Source organism: Mesoterricola sp. JemC181, from assembly GCF_055384585.1.
Genome location: NZ_AP045076.1, coordinates 4,823,382 through 4,840,399, shown reverse-complemented (window position 1 = coordinate 4,840,399; position 17,018 = coordinate 4,823,382). Strand labels below are relative to the sequence as shown.

The following is a 17,018-nucleotide window of genomic DNA, read 5'->3' as shown; positions in this document are numbered from 1 at the left end:
ACCGTGCCGACCTCCTTCACGGGGTTCCGCCTGAAGGTCCTGCAGGTCGCGGGGGGCACCGCCGTGGCCCAGGGCCTCCTGGTGGCGGCCTCGCCCCTCCTGACGCGGCTCTACACGCCTGCCGACTTCGGCGTTCTGGTGGTCTACGTGTCCCTGGTCTCCCTGCTGGTGACCGTGGCCTCCCTGCGTTTCGAGCTGGCCCTGCCCCTGCCGGTGGGCGAGGCCGAGGCGGCGGGGCTGCTCCTGCTCTGCGTGGGCCTCGTGGCCCTCACCACGATCGCGGGCGCCCTGGCCATCCACCTGTTCCGGGACCGGATCCTGGGCTGGATGGAGGCGCCTGGCCTGGGGCCCTTCCTCTGGCTGGTGCCCGTGAGCACGCTGGGCGCCGGGCTCTACCAGGTGTTCACCTGCTGGGCCATCCGGAAGGAACGCTACGACCGCATCGCCAGAACCCGCATCACGCAGGGCCTGACCCAGCTGACGGTGCAGGTGGCCGCGGGGCTGCTGGGGCAGGGGCCCGCCGGGCTCCTGGCGGGGGACGCCCTGGGCCGCACCAACGGCACCCGGACCCTGGCCCTCCTGGACTGGCGCCGGGACTGGGCCCAGGTGCGCCGGGCGGGGCCCGCGGACCTGCTGGGCGCGGCGCGGCGCTACCGGCACTTCCCCCTCTATTCCAGCGGCACGGCCCTGCTGAACACCATCAACCTGCGCATGCCCGGGCTCCTCCTGGCCATCTGCTACGGGCCCGCGACCGCGGGCTGCTTCGCCCTGGCCCAGCGGGTCTTCGCGCTGCCCAGCTCCATCATCGGGGAGTCGGTGGCCCAGGTGTTCTTCGGGGAATCGGCGCAGCTGAAGGGGGCGAGCCTCATGCCGCTGTTCCGGGGCACCGTCAGGCGCATGTTCCTCCTGGGCCTGCCGCTCATGGCCCTGTCCTCGGCGGCGGGGTGGTTCCTCTTCCCGGCCATCTTCGGGGCGGCCTGGAAGAGCGCGGGGGTGTTTCTCGTGGCCATCGCACCCATGGCCCTGGCCCAGTTCACCGGGGCCTGCGTCTCCAGCGCCCTGGTGGTCCTGGAGCGCCAGGACCTCGCCCTCCTGCGGGAGGTGATCCGCTCCCTGCTCTTTTTCGGCGGCATCGGGGCGGCCTGGCTCCTGAAGTGGGACGCCCCGCGCGCGGTGGGCCTGTTCGGCCTGACGGGGACGCTTTCCTACGCCCTCTACGGGTGGATCACCTGGTACGCCATCCGGCGCCACGACCTGACCCGGGCGCTGCCATGACGGCCTGGGCCGCGTCCCGGCGCGTCCCGGCGCGCTTCCTGGTGCTGGGGGCCTTCCTGTTCGCCGGGGTCCTGAAGGCCGGGCCCACGCTGTCGCGCCTGCCGGTGGACCTGACCCTCCTGGCCGGGGGCGGGCTCGCATGGGTCCTCCTCCGGGCCTGGATCGGGGGGGCCCGCGCCGCCTCCTGCCGGGGCCTCGGGCTCACCGGCCTCTGGTACGCCACCTTCCTGCCGGGGGCCGCGCTGGCCGCGCCCACGTCGTACGCCTTCCAGAAGGTGGCCACGCTCTTCAGCTTCAGCCTCCTGGCCTCCCTGGCCCCCTTCGTCCTCCTGCGGGAGCGGGAGGACCTGCGCCCCTTCCTGGACGCGGTGGCCTTCTTCTGCCTGGTGCTCACGGTGGACGGCCTCCTGGGCGCGGGCCAAGGCGCGCAGCGCCTGGAGACAGCCGGAGGCGGGACCATCGCCCTGGGGCGGTCGGCGGGGTTCCTCTTCCTCTTCGGCGCGCTCCTCCTCGCGCGGCCCGGGCCGGTGTCCCTGCCCATCCTGGGCCTCACCGGCGCCGCGGCCGTCGCGGCGGTCTTCTCCGGCTCCCGGGGGCCCATGGCGGGGGCCGTCGTGGCCCTGGCGCTGACCTTCGCGCTGGGCAGGCGCGGGGCGGGGATGGCGGTACGCAAGCTCCTGCTGTGCGGGGGGGCCCTGGCCCTGGCGGTGGGCCTCTCCCTGGCCCTGGCGCCCCCGGGCTCCCTCCGCCGCACCGCCAGCTTCCTGCGGGGCGAGTTCGGGTCCTCCGAGCAGTACCGCGCCCTGGCGGCCCGGGCCTCCTGGGAGCGCCTGGGGTCGGAACCCTGGGGCACAGGCTGGGGCGGATTCGCCGCCCTGGTGGATCTGGACGGGGGCACCGTCCGCCAATACCCCCACAACCTCCTCCTGGAGGTCACCCTCGAGTCCGGGTGGGCCTGCGGCGCCTGCACCGCGCTGGTGCTGGGGGCGGCCCTGGGCGCCGCCCGGGCGCGCACGGACCGGCCGGAGGGCCGGATCCTTTTCGCGGGGCTGGTCTTCTGGATCATCAACGCCCTGGTGAGCGGGGACGTGAACGACAACCGGCCCCTCTTCGCGTTCGTCTCCGCCGCCCTTTGCCTGGGGGCCCCATGAGCCGCATGGCCGTGGTGACCACCGCCCATCCCTGGGGGGATCCCCGGGTCTTCGGACGCGAGCTGGCCGCGTGCCTGGAGTGGGGCCTGGAGGTGCACCTCTTCGCGGTGCCGCCGGCCCGGGAGGGCTGGCGCCCGGAGCCGGGGTTCCGGCTCCATCCCCTGCCGTTGCGCGCCAGCCGCCTGGGGCGGATCTGTTCGGCCCTGGGCGTCTGGCGCGCCGTGGTCCGGGAGGGCCCGTTCGAGGTGGTGCACTTCCACGACCCCGAGCTGCTGCCGGCCATGGCGCTCCTGGGTCTCCTGGCGCCGCGGACCTTCCTCCTCTACGACATCCACGAGGACCTGCCGCTGCAGTTCCGGTCCAAGGCGTACCTGCCCGCCTGGGCGCGGGAGCCCATGGCGCACCTGGGGGCCTGGGCCATGGGCCTGGCGGGGAGGGTCTTCGACGGCTTCGCCCCGGCCACCGAGGCCATCGCCCGCCAGTGGCCCCGGGCGTCCACCCGGGTGGTGCACAACTACCCCCGGGCGGTGTTCTGCGTCGCGCCCCGGGCGCCGGATCCGATGCGGGTGCTATACATGGGCGGGCTCTCCCGGGGCAGGGGCATCCCCCTGGCCCTGGAGGCCATGCGCCTGGCCCGCGTGCGTCTTCCGGGCCTGCGCCTGGAACTGGCGGGCTGGATCCTGGAACCGGAGGTGGGACGCCTCGTGGCCGGGGCGGTCCGGGAAGGCTGGTGCCGCCACCTGCCCACCCTGGAGGCCGGGGCCCTGGCCGAGCACGCCGCGGGGGCCGGCATCGGCCTGGTGACCCTGCTCCCCCTGCCCAACTACCTGGAGTCCCTCCCCACCAAGCTCTTCGAGTACATGGCCCTGGGCGTCCCGGTGCTGGCCTCGGACTTCCCGCTGTGGCGCCGGCTGGTGGAGGAAAGCGGCGCCGGGCGCGTGGTGCGGCCGGAGCCCGGCCCCCTGGCCCGGGCGCTGGTGGAGATGGCCCGGGATCCCGAAGCCCTCCAGGCCTTCGCCCGGCGGGGGCGGGCCGCCTACCTGGAGCGGTACCGGTGGGAGGCCGAAGCCCCCAACCTCCGGTGGCACCTGGAGCGGGCCGGCGCCCTGGAACGGATCCCCTCGGAGGAAACCTCATGAACATCCTCATCGTCAATCCGTACGCGCTCGCCCCGGACCAGCCCGGGGGCACCCGCCACTTCTCCCTGGCCCGGGCCCTCATGGGCCTGGGGCACTCCGTGGTGATCGCCGCCTCCGGTTTCGACCACCTCACCCGCACCGCGTCCGTGCCCGCCGGGGAACCGGCTCGGCGCGAGACGCGGGAAGGCGTGACCTTCATCCGCCTGCGCACCCCCCCCTACCGGGACAACCGGGCCGGGCGGCTCTGGAACATGCTGGCCTTCGCGCGGAGCGTGGGGACGGTCCTCCCGCGCTTCCTGGGCACCTGGCCGGACGTGGTGGTGGGCAGCAGCCCCCACCCCTTCGGCGCCCGGGCCGCGCTGCGCCTGGCCCGGGGGCTGGGGGTGCCCTTCGTCCTGGAGATCCGGGACGTGTGGCCCCAGTCCCTCACCGCGGTGATGGGCGTGTCCCCCCTGCACCCCATCGTCTGGGTCCTGGAGCGCATCGAGCGGGAGCTGTACCGGGGGGCGGACCACATCGTCACCCTCCTCCCCAAGGTGGCGCGGCGCGTGGCCGAGCGGGGCGGGGATCCCGGAACCATCACCTGGGTGCCCAACGGCATCGACCTGGCCATGGTTCCGCCCCTGGCCGAGCCCCGGGACGGGGACCCCTTCACGGTGATGTACGCGGGGGCCCACGGGGTCACCAACGCCCTGGACGTGCTGGTGGACGCCGCCGCCATCCTCCAGGGGCGCGCGCGGCTCCTGCCCCGGCGCCTGGCCCTGGTGCTGGTGGGCACCGGCCCCGAGAAGCCCCGCCTGGAGGCTCGGGCCCGGAGCCTGGGCCTGGCCAACCTCGCCTTCCGGCCCCCGGTGCCCAAGCGGGAGATCTACGCAACCCTGGGGCAGGCCGACGCGTTCTGGGTCAGTTCGGCGGACTCCGAGCTCTGGGAGCACGGCATCAGCTTCAACAAGCTCTACGACTACATGGCCATGGGGCGCCCCACCCTCATCGGCGTGCGCTGCTCCACCAACCCGATCCTCCTCTCCGGAGGCGGCCTCACGGTGCTCCCCGGCAGCGCCCCGGCCATGGCCGAAGGGGTGGAGCGGCTCCTGGCGGAGGGTCACGCGCGCCGCCTGGCGATGGGTGCGAAGGCGAGGAGCTTCGTGGAGGCCCACTTCGACGTGCGCAGGCTGGCGGAGGCCTTCGAGTCGGCCCTTCTGGAGGCCCTGGGGGCGGGTTGCGGAGGCACCCATGCGTCGTGAGTTCATCGGTCCCGGCGATCATGCCTGGACCTCGTTCCTGGAGTCGGCGCCCCACGACTTCTACCACCTCCCCGGCTACGTTGAACTCTGCGCCCGGCGGGACGGCGGCGAAGCCGCGGCCTTCCTGGCCGAGGAGGGCGGCTGCGCCATGCTCATGCCGCTGGTGCTGCGCCCCGTGCCGGGCACGGGGTGGCGCGACGCGTGCGCACCGTACGGCTACCCCTGTCCGCTGTTTGGCGGCGGGCCCTCTCCGGACACGGTCGGGGCCTTCCTCGGGGCCTTCGCCGAAACCGGCGCCGGCGAGGGCCTGGTGAGCGCCTTCTTCCGGTTGCATCCGCTGTTGCCGGGCCCGGCAGGTCCCTTCGAGCGGTTCGGCGCCCTCGTGGACCACGGCCAGACCGTCTTCCTGGACCTGGAACTCCCCGCCGAGGAGCTGGAGCGCCAGACCCGCGTGAACCACCGCGCCGATGCCCGCAAGCTCCTAGCCGGGGGGTTCCGGGTCGAGGTGGACGGCTGGGACCGGCTGGAGGGCTTCGTGGCCATCTACGAGGCGACCATGGCCTACCGGGGCTCGGGCGACGCCTACCGCTTCGACGCCGACTACTTCCGCGACCTGCGCAGGTGCCTGGGGGACCGCCTCCACCTGTGCATGGTGCTAGGCCCGGGGGGGGAGCCCGCGTCGGGAGGGCTGTTCACCAACGTGGACGGCCTGATGCAGTTCCACCTGGCCGGCACCGCCTCGGCCTACCGCAGGGCCGGCCCGGCCAAGCTCATGCTCCTGCACATGCGGGACCAGGCCCGGGACTGGGGCGCCCGGCGGCTCCACCTCGGCGGCGGGGTGGGCTGCGCCGAGGACTCCCTGGCCTTCTTCAAGCAGGGCTTCTCGCGCCTCCGGGCCCGCTTCTCCACCTACCGCATGGTCCTCCTCCCCGGGGTCTACCGGGAGCTTGCCGGGGGCCCCGACGACGACTTCTTTCCAGCCTACCGCCACCCCTGAGGAGCCCATGGATCCCCTGAACCGTCGCCCCCTGACCCTGCTGCGCACCGCCGCGGGCTCCCCGCCCACGGTGACCCAGTACCGCGCCTTCCACGACCTGGGCTGCCGCATCGTGGCCGCCGACTGCGACGGGCGGAGCGTGGGCTTCCCCTTCGCGGACGCTTCCCATGTCGTCCCGCGCGTGGGCGATCCCGGCTACCTCGACCGCATGGTGGAGATCTGCCGGCTCGAGGCGGTCGACCTCTTCCTGCCCGCGCTGGACGAGGAGCTGGCGCTGTGCTCCATGCACCGCGCGCGGTTCGCCTCCATCGGCACCCGGGTCCTGGTGTCCGGGCCCGAGGCGCTGGCGGTGTGCACCGACAAGCTGCGGACCTTCGAGCTGTTCAGGGAGCTGGGAATCCCCACGCCCCGCACCCTGCCCGCGGCCGATTACCGGGAGGGCGCCTTCCCGTCCTATCCCGTGGTGGTCAAGCCCCGGGCCGGCCGGGGCGGCGCCGGGGTGCACCTGGCGCGCACCCATGCGGAGGCGGCCTTTTTCGCGTCCTACGTGGCCGGGGCGGTGGTGCAGGAGCACTGCCCGGGCGAGGAGCTGACCCTGGACGTGCTGGCGGACCTGGACAGCGAGGTGGTGATCCTCTCCCCGCGGAGGCGCCTGGCCGTGGACTCGGGCATCTCCTCCAAGGGCGCGACCTGCTGGAGGGACGATCTCCTGCCGCCGGTGCGGCGCATGGTCAAGGCCCTGGGTCTGGTGGGACCTGTGAACGTGCAGTGCTTCGTCGACGGCGGTGCGCGCTTCACCGAGATCAACGCCCGGATCGCCGGCACCGCCATCCTCACCCAGGCCGCGGGGGTGCCCTACTTCCAGGGAATCCTGGACCTCTGCGAGGGGCGGGCCCCGGAACCCTGGCTCAAGCCGGCCGTGCCGCTGGTCATGTACCGGTACTGGGAGGAGTTCTTCCTGGCGCCCGGGGGCGGGGCATGAGCGGCACCCTGCTGGCGGTGGGCTTCGACCTGGACTACACCCTCTGGGACCACGGCGACTTCGCGGAGTCCTTCTTCGGCTCCATCGCCTGGGAGCTGGGGGGGCGCCTGGGCTGCAGCGGGCGCCGCGTCGAGCGCGTGCTGTCGGACACCCTGGCCAGGCTCACCCTGGGCCACCCGCGGGTCTTCGACGAGGCCCTGCGGCGCATGGGCATCGAGGACCCGGGCCTGGTGGCGGAGCTGGTGGACCGCTACCACCGGCACCGGCCCCCGCTGAGGCCCTACCCCGGTGCGCTCGACGCGCTGAGCCGGCTCCGGGACCGGGGCTACCGGACCTTCCTGGTCACCGACGGCATGAGCGACACCCAGCGGTACAAGGTCGAGGCCCTGGGCCTGCGGCCCTGGTTCGACGAGCTGGTCTTCACGGGGGACTTTCCCCGGATCCTCCAGAAACCCAGCCCGTTCCCGTTCCTCCTGGCCTGCCGGAGGCTGGGCGTGAGGCCCCGGCAGTGCGCCTACGTGGGGGACAACCCCCTGTGCGACTTCGAGGGGCCCATGCGCCTGGGGATGCTCACCATCGGCGTGCCGACGGGACCCTTCGCGGGGCGGCCGGTGCCGCCGGGGCAGTCCCCCGAGCGGCTCGTGACCGACCTCCGGGACCTCGGGGGCCTCCTGTGAGCGGGCTCAAGCGCGTTTTCGACGTGGCCGGGAGCCTCGCGCTGCTGGCGGTCCTGGGGCCCGTCCTGGCCGGGGCGGCCCTGGCCGTGGCACGGGACGGACCGGGGCCCGTCCTCTTCAGGCAGCGGCGCCTGGGCCTGCGGGGCCGCCCCTTCACCATCCTCAAGTTCCGGACCATGGCCGCCGGGGACCCGGAGGCTGAGACCCGCCGCGACGATCCTCGCATCACCCGGGCGGGGGCGGTGCTGCGGGCCTGGCGCATCGACGAGCTGCCCCAGCTGGTGAACGTGCTGCGGGGGGAGATGAGCCTCGTGGGGCCGCGGCCCCTCCTGGAGCGCTTCCTGCCCTACTACTCCGCCCTGGACCTCCGCCGCCTGGAGGTGCCTCCGGGGATGACCGGGTGGCAGCAGGTCAACGGCGCCTCCCGCCACGGCTGGCGGGAGCGGGTGGAGCTGGACGTCTGGTACGTGGACCACCGGAGCTTCCTGCTGGACCTGTGGATCCTGCTGCGCACCGTGGGCGTGGTGCTGCGCGCCGACACCGCCTACGCCCCGGACGGGTCCCAGCGCAGCGGAATCCCCGACGGGGCCCCCCGGGAGCGGCCATGAGGCCCGTCATCAAGCTCGTGCTGGCCCCCCATGCGGACGACGAGGTCCTGGTGCTGGGGGGCTCCATCGCGCGGTGGGCCCGGGAGGGCCACGCCGTGCACGTGGTGGTGGCCACCCGGGGCTACCCCCCCGTTTGGTCCCCCGAGGAGGAGAACGCCTGCCGCGCGGAGGCCCTGCGGGCCCATGCCCGGCTGGGGGTGGCCTCGGCCCGGTTCCTCGACCTGCCGGCCGCGGAGCTGGACACGCTCATGCACCGGGAGCTGAACCACCACCTCCTGGAGGCGGTGCGGAGCCTTTCTCCCGAGGAGCTGTACCTGCCCTTCCCGGGCGACCTGCACCGGGACCACCAGCTGGTGTTCCATTCGGCGCTGGTGGCCGCGCGCCCCGGCAGCCCCGGCTTCCCGCGCAGGCTCTACGCCTACGAGACGCTTTCCGAAACCAACTGGAACGCGCCGCAGCTGACTCCGGGTTTCATCCCCAACCACTTCGTGGACATCAGCGGCACCCTGGAGGACAAGCTGGACGCCTTCGCCCTGTTCCGGTCCCAGGTCCGGCCGCCGCCCCACGAGCGCTCCCTCGGAACGCTTCGCGCCCTGGCCGTCCTGAGGGGCGCAACCGTGGGCCTGGCGGCGGCCGAGGCCTTCGTCACCATTCGCACCGTCGCCTGACGGGGAGGGATCCCATGCTCCGAACTTCCGAAATCTCCATGTCCAGCGCCGACCTGGACGAGAGCGACATCCGCTCCGTCGTGGAGGTCCTGCGCGGCGGGCGCCTCGCCCTGGGCCCCGTGGCCTCCGGCTTCGAGGCGGCCGTGGCCGCCTACGCCGGGGTGGCGCACGCCGTCGCGGTGAGCTCGGGCACCGCCGCCCTGCACCTCGTCATCAAGGCCCTGGGGCTGGGCCCTGGGGACGAGGTGCTGGTGCCCAGCTTCACCTTCGCCGCCTCGGTCAACGCCATCCTCTACGAAGGCGCCACGCCCGTGTTCGCCGAGGCGGAGCCCGTCACCTTCAACCTGGACGTGGACGACCTGGAGCGCCGGGTCACCCCCCGCACCCGGGCCATCCTGGCCGTGGACGTCTTCGGCCACCCCGCCGAGTGGGACGGCCTGGCCCGGGTGGCGCGCCGGCACGGGCTGATCCTGGTGGACGACTGCTGCGAGGCCCTGGGCGCCGAGTACCGGGGCCGCAGGCTGGGCTCCTTCGGCGCCGCCGGCGCCTTCGCGTTCTACCCCAACAAGCAGATCACCACCGGGGAGGGGGGAATGGTCGTCACCTCCGACCCGCGCCTGGCCTCCCTCTGCCGCAGCCTGGCCAACCAGGGGCGGGAGGAGGGCGCCGGCTGGCTCCACCACGGCCTCCTTGGCCACAACTACCGCATGGACGAGATGAGCGCCAGCCTGGGCCTGAGCCAGATGGCGCGCCTGGAGAACATCCTGGCCCGCCGCGAGCGGGTGGCGACGATGTACGGCGAGCGCCTGCACCGCGTGCCCGGCGTCCAGCCCCCCAGGATCCTGCCCCACGTCCGCGTGAGCCGGTTCGTGTACGTGGTGACCCTGGACGAGGGCCTCGACCGGGACCGCACCATCGAGGCCATGGCGGCCGAGGGCGTCCCCGCCCGGGGCTACTTCGCCCCCATCCACACCCAGCCCTACATCCGCGAGCGCCTGGGGAACCTGGCGGGGACCCTCCCGGTCACCGAGCGCCTGGCGCGACGCACCCTGGCCCTTCCGTTTCACAACCGCCTCGGGGAGGCCGACGTGGACCACGTGCTGGCGGTGCTTGGGAGGAGCCTGCGGAAGGGCTGATCAGCCCAGGGTCCGGGTGATTTCCGCCGCCAGTTCCCCGGGCCCCTGCTGAAGGTCCTGGCGGGCCTCCAGGTCGGCAAGGCTTTGCAGGGTCGGAAGGGCGCGGCGCCCCGGCGAAATCCTCGAGGCGGCCCAGGGCGAACGCCACCTTCAGGACCAGGTCCAGGGAGGCGGATCCGGTGGTTTCGAACCGCTTCAAGGAGGCGCTGGTCAGGCCTGCCCGTGCCGCGAGGGTCTCCCGGGTCCAGGATTCCCGGAGCCGGAGCGATTTCGCCCGCCCGGCAAGCATCCTGCTGATTTCCCCTTCACTCCGCCCATCCGGATGGCGTTCGCCTGTCCCGATTCTGGATTCCGGATCCAGGATCGGGAATCGTCGATGGGAGACGAATATTTAAACACTGCAATTAAAGGACAAACTCTTCTCTGCCAGGCTGGCACCGCCCTTGCTCCTTCCCGATAGCCCAACCCTGGCGGGTGCGGCGACCGAGGGAACCACGGACTGGTTTGCGATTCGGCCCGCCGCCGTTCCGGCGGGGCCCTGGAGGAGGTGCGCCCATGAAAACGCTCAACACCGTTCTGTTCACCACGAGCCTTGTGGCCCTTGGCTGTTCGGGGCAGTCCGCCCAGGGCACAAGCACCCCCAAGGCCGCCAACCCCCAGGTGACCGCGCCCGCCCCGGTGACCCTAGGCCCGACGGTGGCCGACACCGGCACCATCCGCACCCCGGCCCTGGTATCCGCGGGCATGACCCAGATCCAGGCCTTCGTCCCGACCCAGCCCGGCGCCACCTACCTGTGGTCGGTGGGAAACGGGACCCTCCCCGGCGTGGCGACGAACGCCGCGGTCTACTACAACGCCCCGGCCTCCGGCGTGGTCGCCCTCGCCTGCACCGTCACCCTGGCGGGGGTGGCGACCACCACCACCCAGATCGTGCCGGTGGTGCCCGTCATGCCCGTCACGCCGTTCTTCTACGGTTCGGGCTTCAGCGCCGATTCCCTGGCCAACACGGTCGTGGGCGGGCCCAGCGCCAACGTGGTGAGCTACCGCTTCCAGGCCAAGCACACCACGCCCCTGGAGGGCTTCCGCATCTTCTTCATCTGGTCGTCCACGAAATCCGGCTACAACGCGGGGCTGGGCGGCACGGTGCGGGTGGACCTCCTGGCCGACGACGGGACCGGCGCCCACCTGCCCACCGGGCCTGCGCTGGCCTCCACCTCGTACGGAAATATCATCCCCCAGAACAACTTCTACCCGAAGCTCACCTTCCCCAACCCGGTGGCCCTCACCGGCGGGGGCCTCTACCATCTGGTGTTCACGAACATCGACCAGGATCCCGTCGCCAACTACATCTCCCTGGACACCCTCTACACCAACGCCCAGACCGCGCCCATGCAGCCCGTCACCAGCGACGCCACCTTCGCGGTGCTCTTCAAGCCCGCCGGGGGCGCCTGGAGGGTCCGGCAGGGCTACACCCCCACGCTGGAGCTGGACTACGCCACCGGCAGCCAGGGCAACGGCTACATGGAAGTGTGGTCCACCAACCCCAAGTCCATTTCCGGGGCAGCCTCCGTGCGGGAGACCTTCAAGGTCACCGGGCCCAGCCGGGACTTCAGCAAGGTCAACGTGCGCCTCAGCCGAACCAGCGGCTCCGGCCCCTTGACGGTGCGGGTGGAGGAGGCGGACGGCACCCTCGTGGACCAGGCCGCCCTCCCCGCCGCCCTGTTCCCCCAGGGCGTCCCCACCTGGGTCACCGCCACCTTCCCCCTCAGCCACGTGCTCAATACGGGCGTCGCCTACAACCTGGTCCTGGCCTGTGCCGCGGACACGTCCTTCTCCGCCTTCCCCATGCGCAAGGGCCGGGACAAGGGGTTCGCCAACACGACCTTCTTCCCCGACGGCTACGCCCAGTTCACCACCACCGGCGCCACCGGCTGGCAGGGCTGGGACATGTGGGGCACGCCGAACCTCACCTTCAGCGATCTGCAGTTCGCCTTCGTACCCTGAGCATCCCGGGCGGCATCCAAGCTCCGACGATCGTGATGCCATGCGTGTGCCGGCCCTCCTGCTGCTTCCCCTGCTTCTCCAGGCCCAGGCCGGGTTCTACGGGCCATGTATCCAGGGGGATTCCCTGGCGAACACCCCCATCGGCCCCTCGGGCAACCAGGTAAGCTATCGTTTCCGCGCCGGGCCGGGCGGCCCCCTCCTGGGCGTCCGGCCGTTCCTCATCTGGAGTTTCCGCAAGGCCGGCTACCACGGCGGCACGGGCGGGACCCTTCGCATCGAGATCCAGCCGGACGACGGCAGCGCCTCCCATGCCCCCTCGGGCCGGGTGCTGGCCACCAGCCGGCAGACGCTCAACCTGGTTCCCGCCAGCGACCGGTTCTACCCCCTCATCGCCTTCGACCGGGAGCCGGTGCTGAAGGCCGGAAGCCTCTACCATGCCGTTTTCTCCAACGTGGACCCCCGCGGGGCCGTGAACTTCGTCTCGGTCAACGCCATCTTCTCCCGCACCCGGGAGACCCCCGCCCAGCCCGCCCTGCCGGACGAGGACTGGGCCATGCTCTTCCGGAATTCGGCGCACCCCCGCTGGGAGCCCCGGCGCACCCCGGGCACGTCCGAAGCGTTCACGCCGATCCTCGAGGTCTACTACGAGGGCGGCGGGTCCCAGGGGGTGGGGTACCTGGAGTTCTGGATGGGGGCGCCCCGGCCCATCGGAGGGACCGCCACGGTGGGCGAGGTCTTCACGGCCACGGGAACCACCCGGAAGGTGGAGGCCGTTCACCTGCGGGTCCGGCGGCTGGCCGGAAAGGGGCCCTTGGCGGCGCGGCTGGAATCCCGCGAGGGCCAACCCCTGGCGGAGGCCTCCTGCCCGGAAGCCCTCCCGGCGGCCAGCGCCTCCTGCGCCCTGGGCGGGTGCGGCTGGGTGGAGGCCGTCTTCCCGCGGCCGCCGCCCAGTCTCCAGGTGGGCCACACCTACCGGCTGGTGCTGGCGGCCCGGGGGGATGGGCGCTTTGAGGCCTTCCCCATGCGGAAAGGGTCGGACAAGGGGTTCACCACAGCCACCGTATTCGGGGATGGTCATGCTGAGTTCAATGACGGGGAGGGATGGAAGGGCTGGACCCAGTGGGGGCAGCCGAACAGGCTGGATTCGGATCTGCAGTTTTATTTCAAGGTATCTAAAAAATGAGATCCAGGGGGGCGGTATGGGTTGCGGCATGTTATTAATTAATAATACTGAAGGGTGCGCCGATCTCCGGCCCCATCCGAGCGTCGTCACCCAATGCGCATACCGTGGTTGCAATCCGTGTTCTCCCGATCAGGCCCGGGACTGGGCTGGGGACTCCTGGCTGCCTGTGCCCTCATCGCAGCCTTCGGGCTGGTGGCTGCAAACCGGCTGAACGAGGGAATCGAGCGCACGCTGCTCCTGGCGGCGGCCCTGATGACGGCCGCCTTCATGCCCGTTTTGGCCTTCGAAGTGCGCCATGCCCACCGCGCGAAACGGGACGACCGGGCCCTGGTGAAGGCCTTCCAGGGCTCGCCCCTGCCCATCTTCGCCCTGGACCGGGAGGGCCGGATCCAGCGGTATTGGAACCCGGCGGCCGAAAGCCGCTTCCGGCTCGCCGCCGCTGAGGTGATGGGCCGGCCCATGCCCGTGGCCCTGCCCGGCCTGGGGCAGGAGCTCGGCCACCTCCTGGGGCGGGCCTTCCTCGGGGAGCCCATCGGCGGCATCCAGGGCCAGGGAAGGCCCGGCGCCGGCCCCGCCTTCCCCCTGACCCTCCACATGACCCCCCTCCGCGGGGCAGGCAACCGCGTGGAAGCCGTGCTGGTGATCCTCCTCGACGCCACCGAGGCCCGGAACCTCGAGCAGCAGCTCCTGCACAGCCAGAAGCTGGAGACCGCGGGGGAGTTCCTGAGCAGCGTCACCCACGACGTCAACACCATCCTCACGAGCATCCTGGGCTGCAACGAGCTCCTGCTCCGGGATCCCCACCTGAGTCCCGAGCAGAAGCGCCGGCTGGAGGTCATGAGGAGAGGCGCAAGCCGGGGCCATGCCCTGGCGGCCCGCCTCCTGCGCTACGTGCGCAAGGCCCCGACCGAGCGCCAGTGCACGGACCTGAACGAACTGGTGCTGGAGGTCGCCGCGCTTCTCAAGGAATCGGCCGGTTCCTCGGTGAGCTTCCGGTGCCAGCTGGATCCGGACTTGCCGGCCCCCCTGGTGGAGCCCACCGAGATCCACCAGGTGATCATGAATCTGGGCACCAACGCACGGGACGCCATGCCCGGGGGCGGGGACCTCACCTTCCGCACCCGCCTGGCAGGTCCGGGGGAGGCCCCCGGCCTGCCGCGCCCCGTGGTCCTCCTGGAGGTCCAGGACACGGGCACGGGGATCCCGGCGGAGGTGCTGGGGCGCATGTTCGAGCCCTTCTTCACCACCAAGGGGGCAGGCAAGGGCACAGGCCTCGGTCTGGCGGTGGTGGACCGCATCGTCAAGGCCCACGGGGGCCAGGTGCGCTGCTCCAGCCGGGAGGGGGAGGGCGCGCTGTTCCAGGTCTTCCTGCCCTGCTAGCGTTTGAGGATCATCGACACCACGGTCTTGTCGTTGCCGCCCATGGACACCAGGATGCCGTGGTCCTTCTTCACGTCCACCTGGTAACCGGCCGCCCGGCCCGTGAGCTGGCGCCACAGATCCACGGCCATGCGCACGCCGGTGGCGCCGGTGGGGTGGCCGTAGCCCACGAGGCCGCCGCCCGTGTTGGTGGGCCAGCGCCCGTCGCGGCGGGTGAGGCCCTCCAGCACGGCGTCGGCGCCGCCCCCGGGCCCGGCCATGCCCAGGGCCTCGGTGAGCAGCACGCCCGATACGGTGAAGCAGTCGTGGACCTCGGCTACGCCCATGTCGGCGATGCCGGTGCCGGCCATGGCCATGGCCTGCTCGGCGGCCCTGCGGCAGGTGGTCATCTCCGTGAGGTCGGGCGGGGGCGCCGTGAGGTTGGCGGCCATCTGGCCGTACCCGGCCAGCTCCACCACGTCCTGCCGGGCCAGCCCGAGGCGGCGCCAGCCCTCCTCGGAGGCCACGATGATCGAGGCCGCGCCGTCGGAGACCTTGGAGCAGTCGAAGAGGTTCAGGTGGTCGGTGAAGCCCTTGGGATTGGGCGGGGTGAGGCCCTGGGCCACGAGGTCCGCCGTCCTGTTGAAGTGCTCCTGGGCGTCGGGGTTGAGCCGGGCGGACTCCACGGCGTTGCGGTACCAGTGGGCGAAGGCCTGCCGGGCCTTCTCCGGGCCCACCTTGGCGGCATACGCCCCGGCGCGGTCGGAGAACTTCCCGGGGAAGAAATAGGTGTGGCCGTCCTTGCGCTCCCCGTCGTACCACCCGGCCCCGGCGAGGAAGTCGGCGCAGTAGATGGCCTTGACGGTGTTCTGCACCTCCACGCCCATGACCAGCACGGCGTCGGCCATGCCGCTGAGGACGCTCTTGACCGCCGAGGCCAGGGCGAGGCCGCCGGAGGCGCAGGCCCCCTCCACCCGCAGGCTGGGCTTGTACTCCAGGGCGGGGTGGACGATGGTCATGAGCGAACCCAGGTGGCCCTGGCGGTTGAACCGCGCGGCCATGAAGTTGCCGATGACGCTCTCGTCGATGGCTTCGGGGTCCCCGACCTGGGCCAGGGTGGCCGCGCCGGCCTGGCGGATGTAGTGGTCCAGGCCCGGCCTCGGGGTCCGGGGATTGAACTCGGGGCGGCCGGTGCCCAGGCTCATGGTGTAGGCGCCTGCGGCGAGGTAGACGGGCTTGTGCATGGTCTTCATGGCTCTTCTCTCAGTCCAGGTAGTCGTTGACGGGGCCGTACAGGTGGAAGAAGCCCAGGGTCAGGACGGCGTTCACGTCCTCGGCCCGGGCCGCCACGCCCTGGCGCACCAGGTCCAGGGCGACCTCCCGGCTGTCCTCCACGTGGTTCCGGGCCATGCCGGCGCCCAGGGAATCCAGGCCCTTGAGGGCCTTGAAGTAGGCGCGCAGCTTCTCCTCCCTGCCGGCATCCCGGGAGAGGCCCTTCCAGGTGAGGGACGGGTCGGGGTGGGGCCCCAGGCGCCCGTCCAGGTCCGCCGTGAAGGCGGCGTCCATGGGCACGTAGTCCCGGATGGCCGGATCGAAGATGCCCACGGGGCGGCCCTTCTCGTAGCGCAGGAAGCCGTCCTTCTGGGCCCCGGAGGAGGTCTGGCCGCCCTTGACGCCCATCTCCAGGAACGCGTCCACCAGGTCGGAATGGAGGCCCTCCTTAAGGTACTTGTCCATGACCCGCAGGATCAGCTGGAACACGTCGATGCCCACGTAGTCGATGAGCTGGAACATGCCCATGGGCCGCAGGAGCCAGTCCCGGCTCACCTTCTCGACCATGTACACGGCCTGGACGAAGCCGTAGTCCTCGGCGAGGTGCTCCATCTCGCGGATGCAGTGGAGGCCGTCCCGCATGAAGTGGCCGTTGCCGATGAAGCCGGCGATGTCCCGGGCCGGCACGGTCTTCTTGCGCAGCACCAGGGCCAGTTCCTCCGAAGCGGCCACCAGGTCGGGGTCGCAGCCCTCGGGGGGGATCAGCTCGACCAGCTTCTGGACCGCGGGCGGGTTGTAGAAGTGGAAGCCGATCATGCGGCCCTGGATGCCGCAGTGGTCGGTGAGCACATGGAGGGGGATGCTGGAGGTGTTGGTGAGGAACCAGGCCGAAGGCGGACACAGCACGGCCAGCTCGTTGTAGATCTGGAACTTGATCTCCTCCTTCTCGAAGGCGGCCTCGAAGACCAGGAGGGCGTCCTTGGCCAGGGCCAGGGTCTTGCCCGTGCGCACGTGGAGCAAGACCTCGGCCACGAACTCGTCGACCATCTCGGCGTTCTCCACCAGGTCGCGCCGGTCCTTGTACAGGGCGCGCAGGCGGTTCATCTGCCGCTCCCCGTCCTTGCGGGCCTGGTCGTGCACGTAGCGCAGCAGGCCCTGGAGGCCGGCGTCGTTCATGTCGATGAGGCTGAGCACGAAGGTGGCCTGCCGGTCCTCCAGGGCGCGGTAGGCCAGTTCCAGGGCGAGCAGCAGGGCGATGCCGCTGCCCATCTTGCCCGCGGCGCCGACCACGGCGACGTTCTGCATTCGGGTGTTCAGGTCCAT

15 protein-coding genes are annotated in these 17,018 nt (G+C 72.0%); 13 read left to right on the top strand and 2 right to left on the bottom strand.

What is annotated here, in order from left to right; genetic code table 11:
- Nucleotides 1-3: 3 nt before the first annotated feature.
- The 13 genes from ACZ5MC_RS21020 (at nucleotide 4) to ACZ5MC_RS20960 (ending at nucleotide 14,444) form a co-directional block, all read left to right on the top strand.
- The gene (locus tag ACZ5MC_RS21020) at nucleotides 4-1,275 is read left to right on the top strand and encodes a lipopolysaccharide biosynthesis protein (RefSeq protein ID WP_306597861.1); all 1,272 of its coding nucleotides are present in this window, start codon (nucleotides 4-6) and stop codon (nucleotides 1,273-1,275) included.
- Complete coding sequence (locus ACZ5MC_RS21015; RefSeq protein ID WP_464516711.1) at nucleotides 1,272-2,426, top strand: O-antigen ligase family protein; 1,155 nt, start codon at nucleotides 1,272-1,274, stop codon at nucleotides 2,424-2,426. The genes ACZ5MC_RS21020 and ACZ5MC_RS21015 overlap by 4 nt, the downstream gene beginning before the upstream one ends.
- On the top strand, nucleotides 2,423-3,565 hold the full coding sequence (locus ACZ5MC_RS21010) for a glycosyltransferase (RefSeq protein ID WP_306597859.1): 1,143 nt from the start codon (nucleotides 2,423-2,425) through the stop codon (nucleotides 3,563-3,565). The genes ACZ5MC_RS21015 and ACZ5MC_RS21010 overlap by 4 nt, the downstream gene beginning before the upstream one ends.
- A complete protein-coding gene (locus tag ACZ5MC_RS21005) occupies nucleotides 3,562-4,809 on the top strand; it encodes a glycosyltransferase family 4 protein (protein ID WP_464516710.1) in 1,248 nt (415 codons plus the stop codon). Before ACZ5MC_RS21010 ends, ACZ5MC_RS21005 begins: the two co-directional genes overlap by 4 nt.
- Nucleotides 4,799-5,806: a GNAT family N-acetyltransferase gene (locus ACZ5MC_RS21000; protein WP_464516709.1), complete on the top strand. Its 1,008-nt coding sequence runs from the start codon at nucleotides 4,799-4,801 to the stop codon at nucleotides 5,804-5,806. The genes ACZ5MC_RS21005 and ACZ5MC_RS21000 overlap by 11 nt, the downstream gene beginning before the upstream one ends.
- Nucleotides 5,807-5,813: 7 nt before the next feature.
- The gene (locus ACZ5MC_RS20995; protein WP_464516708.1) at nucleotides 5,814-6,788 is read left to right on the top strand and encodes an ATP-grasp domain-containing protein; all 975 of its coding nucleotides are present in this window, start codon (nucleotides 5,814-5,816) and stop codon (nucleotides 6,786-6,788) included.
- The gene (locus tag ACZ5MC_RS20990) at nucleotides 6,785-7,465 is read left to right on the top strand and encodes an HAD family hydrolase (protein WP_464516707.1); all 681 of its coding nucleotides are present in this window, start codon (nucleotides 6,785-6,787) and stop codon (nucleotides 7,463-7,465) included. The genes ACZ5MC_RS20995 and ACZ5MC_RS20990 overlap by 4 nt, the downstream gene beginning before the upstream one ends.
- Entirely contained in the window at nucleotides 7,462-8,073 is a 612-nt protein-coding gene (locus ACZ5MC_RS20985; RefSeq protein ID WP_306597854.1) for a sugar transferase, read from the top strand. Before ACZ5MC_RS20990 ends, ACZ5MC_RS20985 begins: the two co-directional genes overlap by 4 nt.
- The gene (locus ACZ5MC_RS20980) at nucleotides 8,070-8,741 is read left to right on the top strand and encodes a PIG-L deacetylase family protein (protein ID WP_464516706.1); all 672 of its coding nucleotides are present in this window, start codon (nucleotides 8,070-8,072) and stop codon (nucleotides 8,739-8,741) included. Before ACZ5MC_RS20985 ends, ACZ5MC_RS20980 begins: the two co-directional genes overlap by 4 nt.
- A 14-nt stretch (nucleotides 8,742-8,755) precedes the next feature.
- Nucleotides 8,756-9,877, top strand: coding sequence for a DegT/DnrJ/EryC1/StrS family aminotransferase (locus ACZ5MC_RS20975; protein WP_464516705.1), 1,122 nt, complete (start codon nucleotides 8,756-8,758; stop codon nucleotides 9,875-9,877).
- Between the two features lie 555 nt (nucleotides 9,878-10,432).
- Nucleotides 10,433-11,881, top strand: a complete 1,449-nt coding sequence (locus ACZ5MC_RS20970) for a hypothetical protein (protein WP_464516704.1) — start codon at nucleotides 10,433-10,435, stop codon at nucleotides 11,879-11,881.
- Between the two features lie 40 nt (nucleotides 11,882-11,921).
- Nucleotides 11,922-13,064 (top strand): hypothetical protein, encoded by a 1,143-nt coding sequence (locus ACZ5MC_RS20965; RefSeq protein WP_464516703.1) that lies wholly within the window; start codon nucleotides 11,922-11,924, stop codon nucleotides 13,062-13,064.
- A gap of 117 nt (nucleotides 13,065-13,181) precedes the next feature.
- Nucleotides 13,182-14,444, top strand: a complete 1,263-nt coding sequence (locus ACZ5MC_RS20960) for a two-component system sensor histidine kinase NtrB (protein WP_464516702.1) — start codon at nucleotides 13,182-13,184, stop codon at nucleotides 14,442-14,444.
- Here ACZ5MC_RS20960 and ACZ5MC_RS20955 read toward each other — a convergent pair.
- A complete protein-coding gene (locus ACZ5MC_RS20955; protein ID WP_464516701.1) occupies nucleotides 14,441-15,676 on the bottom strand; it encodes a thiolase C-terminal domain-containing protein in 1,236 nt (411 codons plus the stop codon). The genes ACZ5MC_RS20960 and ACZ5MC_RS20955 overlap by 4 nt on opposite strands.
- Nucleotides 15,677-15,686: 10 nt before the next feature.
- Nucleotides 15,687-17,018 (bottom strand): 3-hydroxyacyl-CoA dehydrogenase family protein, encoded by a 1,332-nt coding sequence (locus ACZ5MC_RS20950; RefSeq protein ID WP_464516700.1) that lies wholly within the window; start codon nucleotides 17,016-17,018, stop codon nucleotides 15,687-15,689.